At 69.6% G+C, this 19,044-nt stretch carries 17 protein-coding genes and 1 pseudogene; 5 read left to right on the top strand and 13 right to left on the bottom strand.

The genetic code is table 11. The features are described 5' to 3' along the window. Positions 1-4 precede the first annotated feature (4 nt). The gene (locus KI385_RS13570) at positions 5-187 is read right to left on the bottom strand and encodes a hypothetical protein (protein ID WP_342593449.1); all 183 of its coding nucleotides are present in this window, start codon (positions 185-187) and stop codon (positions 5-7) included. A gap of 133 nt (positions 188-320) precedes the next feature. On the opposite strand from KI385_RS13570, the gene KI385_RS13565 reads away from it, so the two are divergent. Next, positions 321-737: a Fur family transcriptional regulator gene (locus KI385_RS13565; RefSeq protein WP_238572449.1), complete on the top strand. Its 417-nt coding sequence runs from the start codon at positions 321-323 to the stop codon at positions 735-737. Between the two features lie 1,140 nt (positions 738-1,877). After that, positions 1,878-2,000: a hypothetical protein gene (locus KI385_RS43920; RefSeq protein ID WP_281066850.1), complete on the top strand. Its 123-nt coding sequence runs from the start codon at positions 1,878-1,880 to the stop codon at positions 1,998-2,000. Between the two features lie 74 nt (positions 2,001-2,074). Here KI385_RS43920 and secY read toward each other — a convergent pair whose 3' ends face one another. The 5 genes and pseudogenes from secY to glnA all read right to left on the bottom strand — a co-directional run bounded on the left by secY (position 2,075) and on the right by glnA (position 8,157). Continuing rightward, the gene (secY, locus tag KI385_RS13560; RefSeq protein ID WP_238572447.1) at positions 2,075-3,385 is read right to left on the bottom strand and encodes a preprotein translocase subunit SecY; all 1,311 of its coding nucleotides are present in this window, start codon (positions 3,383-3,385) and stop codon (positions 2,075-2,077) included. Positions 3,386-4,368: 983 nt separating this feature from the next. Then, a complete protein-coding gene (locus KI385_RS13555; RefSeq protein WP_238572445.1) occupies positions 4,369-4,764 on the bottom strand; it encodes a cellulase in 396 nt (131 codons plus the stop codon). Between the two features lie 11 nt (positions 4,765-4,775). Then, positions 4,776-5,282: a SigE family RNA polymerase sigma factor gene (locus KI385_RS13550; protein ID WP_238572444.1), complete on the bottom strand. Its 507-nt coding sequence runs from the start codon at positions 5,280-5,282 to the stop codon at positions 4,776-4,778. A gap of 529 nt (positions 5,283-5,811) precedes the next feature. Next, positions 5,812-6,129, bottom strand: a pseudogene (locus KI385_RS13545) (IS1380 family transposase); the annotation flags it as partial. A 618-nt stretch (positions 6,130-6,747) separates the two neighbouring features. Next, a complete protein-coding gene (gene glnA / locus KI385_RS13540) occupies positions 6,748-8,157 on the bottom strand; it encodes a type I glutamate--ammonia ligase (protein WP_238572442.1) in 1,410 nt (469 codons plus the stop codon). A gap of 293 nt (positions 8,158-8,450) precedes the next feature. Here glnA and KI385_RS13535 point away from each other — a divergent pair, with 293 nt between their 5' ends. Continuing rightward, complete coding sequence (locus KI385_RS13535; RefSeq protein WP_238572440.1) at positions 8,451-8,918, top strand: RDD family protein; 468 nt, start codon at positions 8,451-8,453, stop codon at positions 8,916-8,918. Positions 8,919-9,013: 95 nt separating this feature from the next. Here KI385_RS13535 and KI385_RS13530 read toward each other — a convergent pair whose 3' ends face one another. The 4 genes from KI385_RS13530 to lipB all read right to left on the bottom strand — a co-directional run bounded on the left by KI385_RS13530 (position 9,014) and on the right by lipB (position 12,080). Further along, on the bottom strand, positions 9,014-9,733 hold the full coding sequence (locus tag KI385_RS13530; RefSeq protein WP_238572439.1) for a DUF4191 domain-containing protein: 720 nt from the start codon (positions 9,731-9,733) through the stop codon (positions 9,014-9,016). Between the two features lie 10 nt (positions 9,734-9,743). Continuing rightward, entirely contained in the window at positions 9,744-9,962 is a 219-nt protein-coding gene (locus KI385_RS13525) for an SCO2195 family GlnR-regulated protein (RefSeq protein ID WP_128508958.1), read from the bottom strand. A 211-nt stretch (positions 9,963-10,173) separates the two neighbouring features. Further along, positions 10,174-11,124 carry a lipoyl synthase gene (gene lipA, locus KI385_RS13520; RefSeq protein ID WP_238572438.1) on the bottom strand — a complete coding sequence of 317 codons (951 nt, stop codon included), beginning with the start codon at positions 11,122-11,124 and terminating at the stop codon, positions 10,174-10,176. Positions 11,125-11,264: 140 nt separating this feature from the next. Continuing rightward, positions 11,265-12,080: a lipoyl(octanoyl) transferase LipB gene (gene lipB, locus KI385_RS13515; RefSeq protein ID WP_238572437.1), complete on the bottom strand. Its 816-nt coding sequence runs from the start codon at positions 12,078-12,080 to the stop codon at positions 11,265-11,267. 278 nt (positions 12,081-12,358) lie between these two features. Between lipB and KI385_RS13510 the strand changes: the two genes are divergently transcribed. Next, a complete protein-coding gene (locus KI385_RS13510; protein WP_238572435.1) occupies positions 12,359-13,816 on the top strand; it encodes an NsdA family TPR-like regulatory protein in 1,458 nt (485 codons plus the stop codon). Between the two features lie 36 nt (positions 13,817-13,852). On the opposite strand, the gene KI385_RS13505 is transcribed toward KI385_RS13510, so the two are convergent. The 3 genes from KI385_RS13505 to KI385_RS13495 all read right to left on the bottom strand — a co-directional run bounded on the left by KI385_RS13505 (position 13,853) and on the right by KI385_RS13495 (position 16,821). Further along, complete coding sequence (locus KI385_RS13505) at positions 13,853-15,142, bottom strand: FAD-dependent oxidoreductase (RefSeq protein ID WP_238572434.1); 1,290 nt, start codon at positions 15,140-15,142, stop codon at positions 13,853-13,855. Positions 15,143-15,353: 211 nt separating this feature from the next. Continuing rightward, the gene (locus KI385_RS13500) at positions 15,354-16,247 is read right to left on the bottom strand and encodes a TIGR01777 family oxidoreductase (protein WP_238572433.1); all 894 of its coding nucleotides are present in this window, start codon (positions 16,245-16,247) and stop codon (positions 15,354-15,356) included. 55 nt (positions 16,248-16,302) lie between these two features. Continuing rightward, the gene (locus tag KI385_RS13495; protein ID WP_128508962.1) at positions 16,303-16,821 is read right to left on the bottom strand and encodes a DUF4240 domain-containing protein; all 519 of its coding nucleotides are present in this window, start codon (positions 16,819-16,821) and stop codon (positions 16,303-16,305) included. Between the two features lie 223 nt (positions 16,822-17,044). Here KI385_RS13495 and KI385_RS13490 point away from each other — a divergent pair, with 223 nt between their 5' ends. Next, on the top strand, positions 17,045-18,961 hold the full coding sequence (locus KI385_RS13490; RefSeq protein ID WP_238572432.1) for a hypothetical protein: 1,917 nt from the start codon (positions 17,045-17,047) through the stop codon (positions 18,959-18,961). The last annotated feature ends 83 nt before the right edge of the window (positions 18,962-19,044 follow it).

Raw genomic sequence — 19,044 nt, 5'->3', positions numbered from 1 at the left:
GTGCTCAGGAACTGCGGGCGCTGGAACGGTCGGGACACAGGCTCCAGTAGATGACCTCGACCTCGTCGTTCGGCAAGCCGGGGTCGTCGGTGCGCTCGGGCAGGGGCCTCGCCGACCGCGCAGTCGCCGTCAGCGACGACACGACGCGTCCCTCGAACCCGAGCGGATGCGTCTCCTCAACCGTCACATGCTTTTTCCTGCTGTTGTCCTGTCCCTTGGCTCTCGCTGGAGCCGATCCTACGATGGACTCAATCCAAGTCAATACGACAACCAGGCCCGTACGGATTCTTTTCAGGCGATGCACAGTTAGGCTGGTGCGCATGAGTGACCTGCTGGAACGGCTTCGCGGACGTGGCTGGCGGATGACCGCACAGCGCCGGGTGGTCGCCGAGGTACTCGACGGCGACCATGTTCATCTCACCGCAGACGAGGTGCTTGCGCGAGCCACCGCCCGGCTGCCCGAGATCTCTCGCGCGACCGTCTACAACACTCTCGGCGAACTCGTCTCGCTCGGCGAGGTGATCGAGGTCGCCACCGACGGCCGCGCCAAGCGCTACGACCCGAACGCCCACCGCCCACACCACCACTTGGTGTGCTCGCAGTGCGGCGCTATCCGTGACGTCCACCCCGGCGGCGACCCGTTGGCCGATCTGCCCGCCTCCGAGCGGTTCGGCTTCACCGTCCGCGAGGCCGAGGTGACCTACCGGGGCCTGTGCCCCGACTGCACCCGCACCTGAGCCGGCCCGCGCACCTCCGCCCCTGACTACCTGCTCCGCCCCTGACCACCTGCCACCCCGCGGGAAAACGCAATGAGTGGTTGTTTCCGCCGATGTCGGACGGAAACAACCACTCAAGGCTTCTCGACTATTGCGCGCCGAGTTCGAGCTTTGCTTTCTAGATGTCGAAGTAGAGCGCGAAGGCACACCGGCGGGGGCTGCCGCACCCGTGCGCCCACACAGCTCCTGTCCCCGGCGTAGGCAGCCGGGCCGGAAACTGTCACCGTGGTCGCACACCCTGGACCTGGCTCTCCGCGATCGGACGAGCCCGTCCGCAGGGGCCAGCCAGGCATCCGCTCCCGCCGAGGAGGATCCGCCATGGCAGCTCTCCATATTCCCCACCCGAAGCCTCGAAAAGTGGCCACGCCCGCTACAGCCACCGCCTTCACACTGTCTCTGGGCCCGGGCTCCACCAGTCCTGCCTACGGCGGCGGCCTCTATACCAGGAGCGATCGACTCAAAGGTGCGGTCATTGGGGCGGGGGTGGGCGTCATGTCATTGACTGCCTACCACGGCATCGCAAAAATCACCGCTCGTAATGCCCAAGAGCGGTACCAGGTAGGCGTCGTCGCGGCGTGGATGTCGCCGAGGGCCAGGCGACCGGGACCGGGACCGGGACCGGGACCGGCGGCGAAGAGGATATCGACGTCTCCCTGGTCCAGGTTGGCGCGGTAGCTGACGGCGAGACGGCCTACGTCAGCGTCACAGACGTCGAGACTGCTGACGGCTGTCAGCACGTGGACCGAGGTCATCCCCATGACCTGCCATTACGCGACGCTGACCTGCGATTGACCGCGCCGGTCACCCTGGGGGTCCATGCTTGACCCGGAACCGGTGGCCATGCCGCCTCTGGGGCGGATCGGGCTTGGACCGCACTCGGCCTCGCTACCACCTGGCTCACCGCCCGCACTCGTGTGAGGACAAGTGACTGCCTCTCGCGGTCTGCCCTGATCCTCGGAGGGCGACGCGCAGTACAGCAAGGATCGCTGCAACTCACCGACCTGGCCGACTACTTGGAGACGAAGAAGGCCTGATCTTTGGCCGACCCGGCCTGGGCTTACGAGTAGGCCGCTGCCACCAACCCAGCCGACGAAGGCCCCCGTGGCTCAGCCGACAACCGATGATCAGCTCAAGCCGCTCAAGCCGCTCAAGCCGCTCAAGCCGCTCAAGCCGCTCAAGCCGCTCAAGCCCACGATGGAATCCCAAGCTTCGGAAATCCTCTGAAAGAGCGAGGTTGAGTCGGCATTCCGCGATTGTTCGTCCTGGCTACGTGGCCATCGTAGCCAGGACGATGCGCGTCAGCGCAGGAACCCTTCGTAATTGTGCTGCTGGAGCTGACTCTCGATCTGCTTCACGGTCTCCAATCCGACGCTCACGATGATGAGGATGCTCGTGCCGCCGAACGGGAAATTGCTGCCGTTGAACAGCACCAGTGCCGCTGTGGGCACAAGGGCGATAAGCCCCAGGTAGAGCGCTCCCGGCCAGGTGATCCGGTTGAGCACGTAGCCCAGGTAGTCAGCGGTGGGTCGGCCAGCACGGATACCGGGGATGAAGCCGCCATGCTTCTTCATGTTGTCGGCAATTTCTTTGGGGGTGAAGGAGATGGCGACGTAGAAGAACGCGAAGAAAACGATCAGCAGGAAGTAAAGTGTCAGATAGATCGGTTGGTCACCCCTGGCGAGATTGGTGGCGATCCACCGGGTCCATCCTGATGCTGAGTTACCGCCGAGATCGATCAAACTGGGGATGGAGAGCAGTGATGAGGCGAAGATGACGGGAATTACACCCGCCTGGTTCACCTTCAGTGGAATGTAGGTCGAAGTGCCGCCGTAGGAACGGCGGCCGATCATTCGTTTTGCGTACTGGACCGGGATCCGGCGCTGCGCCTGTTCGACGAAGACCACGAGGCAAACCATGCAGAGGCCGACCGCGATCACGATGGCGAACTCGCCCCAGCCGCCCAGGATTTTACCCGACTTCTTGATATCCCCCAGGTTGGCCGGGAAGCTGGCGGCGAGAGAGGTGAACATCAGGATTGACATGCCGTTGCCGATGCCGCGATCGGTGATCAGCTCTCCGAGCCACATCACTACGGCGGTGCCGGCGGTCATGGTGATGACCATGACGGAGGTCTTGAAGATCGAGATGTCCGGGACGATCTGGGTGCGGACCTGGCAGGTGGGGAAGAGCCCACCGCTTTGGGCTTTGGCCACCAGGGCGGCGCCCTGGAGCACCGCCAGGCCCAGCGTCAGGTACCGGGTGTATTGGGTGATCTTCGCGGTACCCGCCTGGCCCTCCTTCTTCATCGCCTCCAGGCGCGGAATGACCACCGTGAGCAGTTGAAGGATGATGCTCGCCGTGATGTACGGCGTGATCCCCAGGGCGAAAATGGTGAGCTCCAGTAGCGCACCACCGCTGAACGTGTTGATCAGGCCGAAGAGGCCGCCGTTGCCGACACCCTCCTTGATGCACCGCGTAACGCTCCGATAATCCACCCCGGGGACCGGAACGTTCTGCCCCAACCGATAGAGAAGCAAGATTCCCAGCGTGAAGAGTATCTTTTTTCGAAGACCGGACGCTTTGAAAACCCTGACGAATACGGTAGGCACTTTTTCAAATCGTCCTTAGTCTCGCAAGTTGATAGGTATTTGCATTGATTCCCGACTGTCCTTGCCCGCCGAGTTGCTGCCACTCGGCGGTCGGAGCACCCGTTGATGACGGCTTGCCAGGGTGGAGTCATTCGGCGCCTGAACCAATCGGTCACGTAAGGCGCATGGGGAAAAATTTGGATCGAGCAGGGTTGTCTTCTCGGGCTGATAGCCCATGACCTCTGCCAATCTGGATACGCCTCGATATTCCAGTTGCAGGCAGCTGTCGTCGCTGGTCAGGAGAAGGTTGCTGAGTGCAGCCAGGACTGACGTGAAGTCATGGAGCTCGCGGCGCTGGGCACGTCTTTGGCAGTGGCATCGCATGGCGATCTCTTGGTGGCGCCTTCGCCAGCGGGACCATCTCAGTGGCTGATTGCCTGCGAACTAAACGGCTCTGCGCGATGGCGGTGGGGCCAACAGACACCGTGGCAGTGTCGTTGTTGCTGATGTAGAGGTTCTGAAGATCATCTTCCGTCAGATGGTTGCTGCCGTAGGTGCCCGGCACGTGGATGTCGACGGCAAGTTGGTTCGGGTAGTGGCCTGACCCGCTGCGGCCCGGTGGCCTGGTCGCGGCGTGGGCAACCGAAGCGGCAGGTACCCGGTATCACCGGTGTCGACTCGCGGATCTGCCGGTCGGCGGGCGGTCGGTGGTGGTCGACTCGAAGCTCCAGCAGCAGTGCGGCGCAGCGCTCGCACGGGCGAGGCGCTCCTCGCCCCGGTGCCGCTGCCGAAACGGAGTCGCGCAGGTAAGCGGCGAGTTTCGAAGCGTACTTACGGCCCTCCCACTCCATCTCCTCCATCCCGGGCGCGCGCTGTCAGTTTGGCGTCAGGCTGTTCCGCCGGCGGGTCGATGCCCGCCGCTCCAAGATCCCCGCACCTTGGTCTCGACATTCCTGCCATTACCGTCCGCTCCTCAACCGCCATAGCCCGAACCTTGGCCGGCGCTACTTGGTCGTTGAGGTGTGGGTCGGGATCGGGGCCGGCGCGGTCGTGCAGGTGCGGGTGGGGATCGGGACCGGCACGGTCGTTGAGGTGTGGGTCGGAATCGGGACCGGCACGGTCGTGCAGGTGCGGGTCGGGATGGGGACCGGCGCGGTCGTGGAGGTGGGTTGGTGATGAGGAACGGTGGGCCCGCCTTGAGCGGAAGCGCTCGGCAGGACTTCCAGCCCGACGCCGAGCCCCGCGATCGTCAGCGCCGAGCCGGTGGCCATCCAGACCGTCCGAGCACGCCGACGGGCACGGACCCCAGCTTGCAACCGCTGCCGGTGCTGGTCCTCAAAGGGGGTGTTTGCCTGGGTATCGCGCATCATCCGCGCGAGTTCGTGTTCGAAGTCTTCCATGATGTCTCCTTTCACTTCACCGGCTCGATGGCGTCACCGAGGAGCTGCCGCAACCGCGTCACGCCTCGTGACGTAAGGGAGCGGGCGGTGCCCACCGGACACCCCAGCGCCTCGGCAACCTGCACCTCGGACAGGTCCTGGTAATAGCGCAGCACCACCGCGGTGCGCTGTCGCACCGGCAGCAATGCCAGCGCGGCCTCCAACCGAGTCCGTTCCTCCACGGCAGTGGCCACATCGCCGGCCTCGGGAAGCTCCGGCAACCGTTCCACCGGACGCTCGCCCCACCAGCGACGTCGCGCCGAGCGAGCCGCCGCACGTGCCAGCACCCGGCGCACATACGCCTCCGGCGCCTGCTCGGCCACCCTCGGCCACGCAAACCACAGCTTGACCAGCGCCTCCTGCAGCAGATCCTCGGCCCGATGCCGATCTCCGCCGGTGAGCAGATGCGCCAGGTGAAGCAGTGCCGGCCAACGAGCCGCGACGAACCGGTCGAACGCATCGGTTCGCAACTGCCTCATCAACGCCGTCCCCCGCCTCGATCACTCGCCTACACCCCTACAAAGGCACTGACCCACGTCCCGCTATGCAGTCCCCGGGCGTGAGCTGCCTCACACGCCCACCTCAGCCCCGTGCGTAAGTCACCGAAGCGCACATCCCGTGGGAGTTCCTCACTCTCATGTCCAGCCGCCTGTCCCGCCCCCACCGGCAGACGACCCAGCTTCGGGGTCTGTCAATTGAGAGGCCCTACTGACCTTGAATGACTGGAGTTACGGCGATTCGAGGACGAAGCCGGTCTCAGCGACGAAGCCGTCGAGGACCGTTGCAGTGAGTGTGGGGAGGGCACCGTCGTGGCTGGTTTCGAAGTGGTCGCGAAGGGCGCCGTTGTCGCCGGCCGCGACGGACCAGGAACCTGATGCCCCTGGACGAACGTGTTCGTGCCGCACACGGGGATCCAGTGGGGAGTGGCCGCAGGAGTTGGGCTCCGGCTCGGAAATGACGTGCTGGCGTCGGCTACGTCGTGGTTGACGGGCTGGCCGTCGCGGTAGGCCGTGAGGCGGTGGGGTCGGAAGCCACCGGCCCGAAGGGTGCCGGCTCGGCCCGCACCATCCCGACATTCACCAGGAAGCCCCCGCTGAGTGCGGCCGCGAGCGCGACATCCAGCAGGATCTTGCCCGGAGCGTGCACCGCCCGCTGCTTGCGCCACGGTGCCAGCGCCGCCGATATCGCCGCATCCAGGCCCGTCTTGCGGACTGCCTCCGCCGGCAACACGGCCCCGCCTCGTCACCACGCCAAGACCGTCGCTCGACAGGCACCTGCGGGGTACCACCCGATGCTCTTCTTGACCTGAGGAGTGCGGCTTTCCAGGCGGCGAACAAAACCCTGGACAAGTCCCGTCACCCTGCAGGCAGAACTGGCGGCAGCAGATCGGCCTGCGGCGCCCCTGCGACGATCAGGTAGCGCTCGTAGCGGCGGTGCACGCGTCCGCAAACGGTCAGCCGCGCCACCGTAGCCCTACGGACCAGTGGTGGCGGCCCAGCCTCTCGGCAAAATCGATGCCCTTGCAGGCGATACACGGAAGCGGAAGCGGGCTACGGCGCGTTCCTCTCAGCCCATTCGGCAGCGCGCAAGACACCCGATCAAGACCGTCGTACCCCATCGCCAGCAATCAGCAAAAGGCCAGGTCAGCGACCTGCAGCAGCCATCACCGAAGGTCGCCGACCCGGCCGATTGCTTGGAGACCAAGAAGGCACGGCGGACGGGTTCTTTGTCTTGACCGCGCTGACAAACCAGTGGGGCCGCCACTCCAACGGAGTGGCGGCCCCACTGCTGTGCTGACGTCGGGTCAGGCTTTGGGTGGACCGGTGCACACGCGGTGCACAAGGGGGTGGAAAACAGCCGGGAACCACGAGAAGTTACGAGCAGCGTTTTCGCAGGTCGCAGCAGGTCTTCCGGGTTCCCGCCCAGGTCACCCGACCCTGCTCTTTAGATGTCGAAGTAAAGCTCGAACTCATGCGGGTGCGGCCGCAGCTGGATCGGGGCGATCTCGTTCGTGCGCTTGTAGTCGATCCAGGTCTCGATCAGGTCGGAGGTGAAGACGCCGCCCTGCTGGAGGTACTCGTTGTCGGCCTCGAGGGCGTCGAGGACGGCCGGGAGGGAGGTGGGGACCTGGGGGACGCCCGCGTGCTCCTCGGGGGCGAGCTCGTAGAGGTCCTTGTCGATCGGCTCGGCCGGCTCGATCTTGTTCTTGACGCCGTCCAGGCCCGCCAGGAGGAGGGCGGAGAAGGCGAGGTACGGGTTCGAGGACGGGTCCGGGGCGCGGAACTCGACGCGCTTGGCCTTCGGGTTGGAGCCCGTGATCGGGATACGCATGGCCGCGGAGCGGTTGCGCTGGGAGTAGACCAGGTTGACCGGGGCCTCGAAGCCGGGGACCAGGCGGTGGTAGGAGTTCACCGTCGGGTTGGTGAAGGCCAGCAGCGACGGGGCGTGCTTGAGGATGCCGCCGATGTAGTAACGGGCGGTGTCCGAGAGGCCGGCGTAGCCCTGCTCGTCGTAGAAGAGGGGCGCGCCGCCCTGCCACAGGGACTGGTGGACGTGCATGCCGGAGCCGTTGTCACCGAAGATCGGCTTGGGCATGAAGGTCGCGGTCTTGCCGTTGCGCCAGGCGACGTTCTTCACGATGTACTTGAAGAGCATCAGGTCGTCGGCGGCGGCGAGCAGGGTGTTGAACTTGTAGTTGATCTCCGCCTGGCCGGCCGTGCCGACCTCGTGGTGCTGACGCTCGACCTGCAGGCCGGCCGCGTCCAGCTCCAGGGAGATCTCGGCGCGCAGGTCGGCGAAGTGGTCGACCGGCGGGGCCGGGAAGTAGCCACCCTTGTAGCGGACCTTGTAGCCGCGGTTGTTCTCCTCCGACCCGGTGTTCCAGGCGCCGGCCTCGGAGTCGATGTGGTAGAACGACTGGTTCGCCGACGTCTCGAAGCGGACGTTGTCGAAGACGTAGAACTCCGCCTCCGGACCGAAGTACGCGGTGTCCGCGATGCCGGTGGAGGCGAGGTAGGCCTCGGCCTTCTTGGCGATGTTGCGCGGGTCGCGGCTGTACTGCTCGCCCGTGATCGGGTCGTGGATGAAGAAGTTGATGTTGACGGTCTTGTCGCGGCGGAACGGGTCCACACGAGCCGTCGACAGGTCCGCGCGCAGGGCCATGTCGGACTCGTGAATGGCCTGGAAGCCGCGGATCGAGGAGCCGTCGAACGCGAGCTCTTCGGCCGGGTCGAACGCCTTCGCCGGGATGGTGAAGTGCTGCATCACACCGGGCAGGTCGCAGAATCGGACGTCGACGAACTTGACGTCCTCGTCCGCGATGAACTTCTTGGCCTCGTCGGCGTTCTGGAACATCCAACTCCTCCTAGCCCGGTCACCGGTCGGCGGACGCGGGGTTGCTACTCGGAGCGCGTCCATGTGCGGTGGCGCGCTTGCCCGACCATAGGCAGGCGGGATTTCCCAAGCATGACCCATTTGTTTCGCCGAGGTTAACCGGCGCGCGGCCGCCCTTATCACCCAGTGTGCTCCAAAGTGGGGCATTTGGTCCCCGCCGTGATTCCCCTTTCTTCGGTCGCCCGTACGGGCCCTCGCCCGCCCGTACCTGCCCTCCGCGAATCGAACGTATGCGGTCGCAGTACCGTGGACGGGTGGACAACAGGCAAGCAATCGGATCGTGGATCTCCGGGCCCCGCGCGGCAGCCGAGGACATGGGTGTCGAGTTCGGATACCGCGGGCAGCGGCTCGGGCTGCCGGAGGAGGGCCCCGGCTCGCTCGCGCGCCCCGGGCGCCGCTTCGCCGCGCTCTTCATCGACTGGGCGCTGTGCATGCTCATCGCGTACGGCCTCCTCAGCGGCGGCAAGGCGCAGTCGGCGAGCAACTGGGCGCTGGTGGTCTTCGCGGTGCTCAGTGTGCTGACGGTCGGCACGGTCGGCTTTACACCGGGCAAGCGGCTGCTGGGCCTGCGGGTGATCGCGGAAGGCGGTGGCCGGATCACGCTGCCGCGGGTGTTGCTGCGCACGGTGCTGCTTGTCGTGGTCATTCCGGCCGTGGTGTGGGATCGGGACGGCCGGGGTCTCCACGATCGCCTCGCGCGCGCCGTCCAGGTCCGTATGTGACGCGTTCGACCGCTCGCTCATACGGCGAACGCCCCGGAGCCTGAGCTCCGGGGCGTTCGCCGTATCCGTCGGATGTTCGGGTCAGCGCGGCCTGGTCAGCGCGTCTTGCCGCCGCCCTTGGGCATCCGCATGCCCTTGGGCATCGGCCCCTTCGGGACCGGCATGTTGCTCATCAGGTCGCCCAGCGCACGCAGCCGGTCGTTGACCGCCGTGACCTGAGCGCCGGGGAGCACGCGCGGCAGCTTGAGCAGGGTCGTACGGAGCTTCTTCAGCGGCACCTGGTCCTCGCCGTCGCCCACCACGATGTCGTGGACGGGGGCGTCGGCGACGGTACGCGCCATCCGCTTCTTCTCGGCGGCCAGCAGGCCACGGAGACGGTTCGGGTTGCCCTCGCCGACCAGCACGATGCCGGCCTTGCCGACGGCGCGGTGCACCACGTCCTGGTTGCGGTTCATGGCCACCGCGGGGGTGACCGTCCAGCCGCGGCCGACGTTCTCCAGCACGGCGGCCGCCGCACCGGGCTGGCCCTCCATCTGCCCGAAGGCAGCTCGCTCGGCGCGCCGTCCGAAGACGATCGCCATCGCGAGGAAGGCCAGGACGAAGCCCAGGATTCCCGCGTAGATGGGGTGGCCGATCGCGAAGCCGATGGCAAGGAGAACGCCGAATACGACGATGCCTACACCAGCGACGACAAGACCGACCTTGGAGTCGACCCGACGGGTCATCTTGTAGGTCAGGGCGATCTGCTTCAGCCGCCCGGGGTTCTCAGCGCCGGCAGCGCCGACAGCGCCCTCAGCGTTTACCTTCCTCGCCATACAGCGCAGTCTACGTGGCGTGCGGGCGCTGGGTCGCCGCGGCCTCCAGTACGTACTCGGCCTCGTACCGGTCCTTGGCACGGCGGCGGTCCTCCAGGACCGACGTCCAGGCGTTACGGCGGGCGGTGCGCTGCCCGCCGCGCATCAGTACGGCCTCGACGGCGCGCAGTGCGCCGGTGACGGAGGGGATGGGGAGGGCGGGGGTGGCGCGGAGCGGCGCGGCCTGCATGGTGGGTGACTCCCTCTGGCTATCGGTGAAGCAGGGGTGGTGCGGGAGCGGTGCGTGCATCCATCGTCACGGAAAGGTGTTACCAACGGATGACCTGCCGGTCAAACACCAATGAAACGTTGACGCGGCCCGCCACGCCCCCCGTCGGGGGAGTGCGGGCCGCGTGTTCTCCAGCATGTGCCACGTTTCACAAGATGGCGCGCCGGGGAGCTCAAACCGCCTGACTGGACGCCTCGACCTCGCGCCGCTCGATGGCCTGCTGGTAAAGGCGGCCGGCGCGGTAGGAGGAGCGGACCAGCGGGCCGGACATGACGCCGGCGTAGCCGATCTCCTCGGCCTCCTCCTTGAGCTCCACGAACTCGGCCGGCTTGACCCAGCGCTCGATCGGGTGGTGGCGCACGGAGGGGCGCAGGTACTGGGTGATCGTGATCAGCTCACAGCCCGCGTCGTGGAGGTCCTGCAGCGCCTGGCTGATCTCCTCGCGCTCCTCGCCCATGCCCAGGATGAGGTTCGACTTGGTGACCAGACCGGCCTCGCGGGACTTGGAGATCACCTCTAGGGAGCGCTCGTACCGGAAGCCGGGGCGGATCCGCTTGAAGATCCGCGGGACCGTCTCGACGTTGTGCGCGAGGACCTCGGGGCGGGAGGAGAAGACCTCCGCCAGCTGCTCGGGGACCGCGTTGAAGTCCGGGATGAGCAGCTCGACGCCGGTGCCGGGCATCGACGCGTGGATCTGCCGGACCGTCTCGGCGTAGAGCCAGGCGCCGCCGTCCTCCAGGTCGTCGCGCGCGACGCCGGTGATCGTGGCGTACTTCAGGCCCATGGTCTGCACGGACTCGGCGACCCGGCGCGGCTCGTCGCGGTCCAGCTCCTGCGGCTTGCCGGTGTCGATCTGGCAGAAGTCACAGCGGCGGGTGCACTGGTCGCCACCGATGAGGAAGGTCGCCTCGCGGTCCTCCCAGCATTCAAAGATGTTGGGACAGCCCGCCTCCTGGCAGACCGTGTGCAGGCCCTCGCTCTTCACCAGGCCCTGGAGGTGGTTGTACTCGGGACCCATTTTCGCCCGGGTCTTGATCCACTCGGGCTTGCGCTCGATGGGGGTCTGGCTGTTCCGGACCTCCAGGCGCAACATCTTGCGTCCGTCGGGTGCGACTGCGGACACGTCCGGCTCCCTACGACTTCGTTTCTTCGGCGTACACCAGGGTACGCCCGTTGATTCGCACGTCTTTACGTGCGTGGCAACCCTCTACGGCGGGGTTGCATTCCCGGCGGTGTCCGGGGTTCATGGTGGCGGCCCTCGGGTCAGACCGCTCGGGGGAGGAGCTCGGCGCCCTCCAGGACGTCCCGCAGGTGCTTCTCGACGACGGGCAGCACCTCGGCGATGGTGATCTCCCGGCCCAGCTCGTTGGCCAGCGAGGCGACGCCCGCGTCCCGGATGCCGCACGGCACGATCTTGTCGAACGAGGTGTTGTCCGGGTTCACGTTCAGCGCGAAGCCGTGCATCGTGACGCCCTTGGCGACGCGGATGCCGATCGCGGCGAGCTTGCGGTCCTCGCGGCGCTGGCCGGCGTTGGACGGTGCGTACTCGGGGCCGTTCAGCCGCGGGTCGAACAGCTCGTCCGTCACCCGCGGGTCGAAGTCGAGGTTCAGCCCGCCCAGGGCCGCCCGCTGCTCCACCGGGTCGCCCAGGATCCACACACCGCTGCGGCCCTCGACCCGGGTGCCCTGCACGCCGAATTCGGCGCAGACCCGGATCAGCGCCTCTTCGAGGCGGCGGACATGGGCGACGACGTCAACCGGGCGCGGCAGCTTCTGGATGGGGTAGCCCACCAGCTGGCCCGGCCCGTGCCAGGTGATCTTCCCGCCGCGGTCCACGTCGACGACCGGGGTCCCGTCCAGCGGGCGCTCGTCCTCGGACGTACGCCGTCCCGCGGTGTACACGGGCAGATGCTCCAGCAGCAGACAGGTGTCCGGTACCTCGTCGACGAACCGGGCGGCGTGCACCCGGCGCTGCTCCTGCCAGGCCGATTCGTAGTCCACGGCGTCGGCGCCGAAGCCCAGATGCACAAAGCGCAGCCCCTCGGGTGCGGGGGTCTCCCCCCGAGAGATCGCAGTCACGGCAGCTCCTCTTCGAACCTCTGTTGCACTTTGCTGCAACGTTGATGCCACTTCGCGCCCATGCCACTGTACGGCCGCCGCTCCCGGTGCCCGCAGGCGGCCGGTGTCCGACCTGCCCCCGCCCCTGCTCACACGATCGGATGAACGCGTGGCGCAGGCCGCGAGAAAGGTTCCGAAGGCCGTTACATTCACGCCGTTCCACAAGGGCGATGAGCATGCCGGACAGGGGCCGCCGATACCGGCTGCCCGGCCCGGAAGGCAGGAGACCGGTAAAGCTGATGACGGAACGACCCCCGCACCACACGCCCAACCGCCAGCTCGCCGCGCTCATCGCCGAGGCGGGATTTTCCAATGCCGGGCTGGCAAGACGGGTTGATCAGCTCGGCATCGAGCACGGCCTCGACCTCCGTTACGACAAGACGTCGGTGACCCGCTGGCTGCGCGGCCAGCAGCCCAGGGGCACCACCCCCGCGCTCATCGCCGAGGTGTTCACCCGCCGGCTCGGGCGCCGGCTGTCCGCCCAGGACCTGGGGCTGGACGCCTGTGCGCCGGTGTACGCCGGGCTGGAATTCGCCGCCACCCCCAGTGAGGCGGTGGACATCGTCAGCGGTCTGTGGCGCAAGGACTCCGGCAGCCATGCCGAGCTCCGCAAGATCGCCTTCACCCCGGCCGGGCTCGTGGTGCCCAGCCGGGACTGGCTGATCGGCCGCGCCGACGAACGCGTGGCTCGCGGCGAGACCGCCGCCGACGGCTCGGTCCGGGTGCCCGCCCAGGGCGGCCGGGTCTCGGTGCCGCGGCAGCGCCGTACGGACCGCGTCGACCGCACCCAGGGCTCCCGGGTCACCTCCGGCGACATCGCGGCGCTGCGCTCGGTCGGCGAGCTGTTCCGGGCGCTGGACCACGCCTACGGCGGCGGCCACGCCCGGCAGGCCCTGGTGCGCTATCTGGAGCACGAGGCCGAGCCGATGCTGCGCGGCACCTACGGGGAGGCCACCGGCCGTCGGCTGTTCGCGGCCGCCGCCGATCTGACCCGGCTGGCGGGCTGGACCTCGTACGACATTGCCGCACACGGCCTGGCGCAGCGGTACTTCGTCCAGGCCCTGCGGCTGGCCCAGGCCGCCGGCGACCGTGCGTACGGTTCCTACGTCCTGGTGACGATGAGCCGGCAGGCCGTTTATCTGGGGCATGGCAGAGAGGCCGTCCAGCTGGCGCGGGTCGCACAGCAGGGCATCGGCAGCAGCGCGCCGCCCGTCGTCCAGGCACTGCTGCACTCCGCTGAGGCGCGCGGCCACGGCGTCCTGGGCGAGGTCCGGGCGTGCACGGCGGCGCTGGCCCGCGCGGAGCGGGCGCTGGAGACCGCCCGCCCCGGCGACGACACCCCGTACTGGGCGCGCTTCTTCGACGAGGCGCAGCTGGCCGACGAGTTGGCGCACTGCCACCGCGACCTCCAGCAGTACCGCGCGGCCTCCCAGCACGCCGAACGCTCCCTGCAGCTGCGCGCCGCCGGCTTCGCCCGCAGCCGGCTCTTCTGCCGGGTGGTGCTGGCGACCGCGCGGCTGGGCCTGGGCGAGCTGGAGCAGGCCTGCACGCTGGGTGCCGAGGCGGCCCTACAGGCCTCCGAGATGCGGTCCGTACGGGCCCATGAGTACGTCAGGGAGTTCGAACGCCGCCTGGAGCCGTACCGGGACGCGGCGGCGGTGCGGGGCTACCGGGAACGGGTGGCGGCGCTGGGGTGAGGCGCGTCGGCGGGCGGCAGGGCCCGGCCGTCGTGGTCAGGCTGCCGTGCGCACGGTGTCCGGCTCCGTCGTGAGACCGGGCAGGCCGAAGTCCTGGAGGACGGCGCGGGCGGCCCGGCGGCCCGAGTTCAGCGCGCCCTGGAGCGTGCTGGTGTCCCGGTGATCGCCGCATACGTAGAGACCGGACAGCACCCGCACGGTGCGTGGATCGTGCGGGGCCGGCATCGCGGGGACCGCGTAGGGATCGTGATGGCCGGTCAGCAGCTGCCAGTCGTCGCTCCGGGCGCCGTAGATCCGGTCGAGCTGGGGCCGGACCGTCTTGTCGAGGACGGACAGCGGCAGCGCCGCCGCGGCGCCGAGCACGGTCGTGGTGATCAGGGACCGCCCTGGCGGCGTACGGGACGGGTCGATCGCGCCGGCCAGGTAGGTGTACCCGACCGGGCCGTCCGTCGGCAGGACGAGCGCGGTGTCGCGGGAGGGCGCGCCGCGGCCGCCGAAGGCCGCTCCGGCGGTGTGGTGCAGGACGGTCACCGGGTGGAAGGCGGGCACCCGCAGCCCCGGCAGCAGCTCGGCCGCGTCCCGCGCACCGGTCGCCACCAGCACCGCGCGGCAGGGGACGGGGCCGTGCTCGGCGGTGCTGACGCCGGTGGTGGAGACGGCGGTGACCTGCACGGACGTACGGACCGTGCCGGGCGGCAGTGCGGCGGCGAGCAGCTCGGGGACGGCCGAGGCGCCGCCGGCCGGCAGCCAGAGCCGGCCCTCCACGTAGTCGCGCAGCGCCGCCGCGCCGCCACGGCTGGAGCCGCGCAGTTGCGGATCGCACAGCAGCGCGCCGAGCAGGGGCCGCAGGAACGTGTCATGGGCGCGCGGCGGGAAGGTGGGGCGGCTCGCCAGGGCATCGCGGATGGCGCGGTCGGCGGGTGGTGCCGAGGCGGCGCCGGCAGGGGGAGCGGCGGATCCGGTGGTGCGGTCGGCGCGCGAGAGGGCGCGCGCCGCGGCGAGTGCGCCCCTCGTGCTCCGGGGCGCACTGATGCGATGCGCCCGTTGGCCGTTGTGGACGCACAGGCCGGGCGCGAACGGACGCCGCGTCAGACCGCCGAGGCCAGGGGTGCGGCGCAGCTCGGCGGCGGAGACGGCCAGCGGCCGGGCGCAGCGGTCCAGCCGGAAGCCGTCGAGGGGGTCGGTGACGGACCGGCCGCCGATCCGGTCCGCGGCTTCCAGGACGGTGACCGACACTCCCGCGCCGGTCAGATGGCGGGCGGCGGCGAGACCGGCCGGGCCGGCTCCCACGATGACGACGTCCACGGTCGATGCGGCGCGCAGCACATGCCCTCCCGAGATCGGTCCCAGCGGCGGTGCACCGAAGTCATGCCCGGTGCCGCCGCACGGGATGCCGAGTGGTGTGTGCGAGGACGGTAGGGAGCCGGCGGCGCCGGCGACAGGGGGCGCCCGGGGGCGCGCCGGAGCACCCTTGGCCAAAGCTCGGTCTTGCGGGCCGGACGCCTACGCGGAGTGGACGGCCGCGCGGGCCGCACGGCTATGCGGCCCGCACCGCTTCGATGATCCGGGGATGGGCGAAGGTGAACCCGGAGTCCAGCAGCCGGCGCGGAATCACCCGCTGGCTGCCCAGCACATCGCCGGCGAACTCACCGAGCGCGAGACGCAAGGCCGACGCCGGGACGGTGAAGAGCGTGGGGCGGTTCAGGACGCGGCCCATGACGGCGGTGGCCTCGCGGTTGGTGACCGGTTCCGGCGCGGTGAGATTGACCGGGCCGGCCAGGCCCTCGGTGTCGATGAGATGGCGCAGCGCCGCGATGTGGTCGTGCAGGGAGATGAAGCTCCAGTACTGGCTGCCGTCGCCGATCCGGCCGCCCAGGCCGGCCCGGAAGATCGGGAAGAGCCGGCCCCAGGCGCCGCCCGAGCGCGCCACGACCAGACCGGTGCGGGCAAAGACGGTGCGGATGCCCGCGTCCTGGGCCGGCTTCGCGGCGTCCTCCCAGGCCACACAGACCTCCGGCAGGAACCCCGTACCGGCCGGCGCGCTCTCGTCCGTACGCCGGTCACCGGTGTCGCCGTAGTAGCCGATCGCGCTGCCGCACACAAAGACCCGCGGCGGGGTGTCCATCGAGGCGAGGGCCGAGGCGATGGCCCGGGTACCCAGCACCCGGCTGTCGCGGATCTCCTGTTTGTAGGCCGCCGTCCAGCGATGGTCGGCGACCCCGGCGCCGGCGAGATGGACGACCGCCTCGCATCCGGTCAGCCCGGCCGTGTCGACCTCCTGCCCCTTGGGGTCCCAGCGCACCTCGTCGGCGGCGGTGGGCTCACGCCGTACGAGCCGGACGACCTCGTGTCCGTCCGCGCGCAGGGACTGTACGAGCGCCGTGCCGATGAGACCGGTCGAGCCAGTGATCGCGATCCGCATGCGGCCCATACTGCCCGCACCGACGGGCCGATGGCGGCATCTGCGGCCCGGCCCGCCGCGCCCGCTATGGCTTGAACCGGTCCCACAGGAGGGGGAAGCGCTCCGCCAGGGCCTGGTCGTCGTCGAAGTCGAGGTAGGTGCCGAACGGTTCGCGGGGCGCCGGGGGCAGTCCCAGGTCCGGCATCACGCCGCCGGTCATCTGCTCGTACGCCTCGTCGGCCGCGTATCCCAGCTCCTCGGCATCGCCGTCCACCGCCTCGTCGAAGTCGTCCAGCAGCTCGGCGAGCTGGTCCGGGTCGTGCAGCGCGCCCTCGAAGATCTCCCGGCCCTGGCCGATCAGCCAGCAGCGGAAGTAGTCGAAGGCATCGTCGCTCGCCCCGCCCAGCATCACGGAGGCCGCCGCCCACACATCCCAGGCGTACGCCCGGTTGTAACGGGATTCGAAGTGGCGGGCGAAGTCCACGACGGCGTCCGGGTCGAGCCCGAGCAGCCGCTCGACCAGCGCGTCGGCCTGCTCTTGGGGGTCGCCCTCGGCGGCCTCGCGCGAACTGTCGATCAGCTCCCAGAACTCCGTCTCGTCCATCACCGCTCCAGCATCTGCCCTGCCGCCGCGCGCCGCATGCCGAGTACCCCAGATGCGACGGGGTCGTTATCCGGACCGGTGACGGGGCGTCCGGAGCGGTGATCGCTCCTCCGGATCGGCGCTCCGTCGTGTGACCGTCCCAAGAATCACTCGTTGGAAGGCTTGCAACGACCGAACGACGGCATATCTGCCATTTCGTGAAGGGCTGTTTCAGGCGATGCCCATGGACGAACGCACCCGGGCCGAAGTCGAGCGGGCCGAGGCGGCCATCGTCGAGCACTACCCACGGCTCGTCCGCCTCGCCTACCTCGTACTGCCCCCTTTGATGGGCCGCCACCGCCGGGTCCTGACCGCGCACGGCCTGGTCCAGCGGGCGCTGCCGTGGCGGGCCCGCCGACGCCGTCCGGACGGCGGGCTGCCCGCCCAGCGCGGCCCGGCGGCCGAATCCGGCTACGACCTGGTGCGGCTGCGGACCCTGCGGCTGGCGCTGGCGTACGAGGGACGGCAGGGCCTGGGGCTGCCGGCCGTGCCCGTGGTGTGGGGGCTGCGGCTCTTCCCCCGGGCCGGCGGCGCCGATGAACTCGCCCTGGACCAGGCGCTGTCCGCCGTCCCCGCGGCGGTGCGGGCCGCCATCGGACTGTGGCATCTGGAGGGCCTGGACGAGGACGCGGCCCGCGCCGTGCTGGCGCGGGCCGGCATCGAGGACCCGGACGCGGCGCAGCGGGCGGCCGGGCAGCTGGACCGGGAGACCGGGGCCGGCGCCGTGACGCTGCTGAACTCGGGCGAGTTCGATCCGTGCACGGTACAGACCCGGCCGACGGATCTGCTGCGCCGCCGGCAGCGGGTGCGGACATCGGTCGCCCTCGCCGCCGTAGTGGCGATCGGCGCGGTGGTGGCCGGGGTGCCGGGCGGCGACGGGGACCGGGCCGGGCACGCCGAGACCGCCGCACAGCAGGCGCTGGACCCGGCCCGGCTGCTGCGCACCCCCAACGAGCAGTGGGCGGACACCTCCCGGGTGGACTTCACCGCCTGGCCCGCCCGCGGCCGGCAGGCCGGCGACAAAAAGCTGCTGGCGCGGGCGCTACGGGTCTGGGCGGCGCCACCCGCCGACGCCCGGATCACCGCGGCCGCCGACACCTCCACCCGGCCGCCCGACCATCCGCCGCAGCTGCTGTACGCGGGCCTGATCGACAACGTCATGGTGGTGGTCCTCCACGACGGGGAGCGCCTGGTCCGCTACGCCGAACCCGAAGACGCCACCCCCAGCCTGCACTTCGCCCGCGTCGACGGCGCGGATCTGACGAGCGGTGCCGCGCTGGTGATCGGCCGCGGCAACGGCTGGATGCGCTATCTGCTCGCGCCGTGGATCTCCGACATCGCCGTCCGCGACCTGCTGGCGGCCGGCGCGCCGGCGCACGGCCTTCATGTGGCCCCGGACGGGGTCACCGACCGGATCCCGACACCGCCCGCGGCGGACGCCGGCTGCGGACGCTGGCCGGTGGCGCAATTCCGGTCCTCGACGCGGATCGTGGACGCCGTCGCGAACCCCGCTTTCCTGCTCACCGACCTCGACGATCTCGTCCCCGTCCATCTGACGTACCTGCCGCCGCCACCGTCCGACGACCGGCCGGGCAGCGGCCCGCGCGAGGCGACCGACCCCGCGGCGCTGGCCGGGCTGGCCCATACCGCCTGTCAACTACGGTCGCTGCGCGGCGCCGGCGTACGGTCCGTCAACACCTGGGCGTTCGCCTCGCAGCAGCTCCCGGAGAACGGCGGCAGCGCGACCTGGGTGTGCACCCGTGCCGACACCTGGCGCGGGCCCGGCAGCGTGACCGTACAGTTCCTGCCGCCCGCCACCCGCCCGGCCGACCCCGGGCGGATCGCCGGACGGGCCGCCAACACCGCCGCCTGCAGCCGCTTCGGACCGCATGTGGTCGGTGACGTCCACTGGCAGGCCAAGTCCGGGAAGTGGTACCTGCTCGCGGCCGGCAGCCGGGAGGTCGGCGGTATCGACGCGACGGGCGGGGTACGCGCCACCGGCACATCGGCCACGCTCGCCGCACCGGCCGGGCAGAACGCCGCCGCCGAGGTCGTCGGACGACTGCGGGGCGGGGGGAGCGTGCGGGCCCTTCGGCCGTAGGCGGGAACGGTGGCGGGTCGCGGGTAAAACGGCCACGGAATCCGGACAGAAGGTGTCGGGTATCGCTGTCAGGGTCGCGGTGT

Origin of the sequence: Streptomyces inhibens, from assembly GCF_022221585.1 — a bacterium.
GTDB lineage: Bacteria > Actinomycetota > Actinomycetes > Streptomycetales > Streptomycetaceae > Streptomyces > Streptomyces inhibens.
This window is presented reverse-complemented; position numbering and strand designations above follow the sequence as displayed.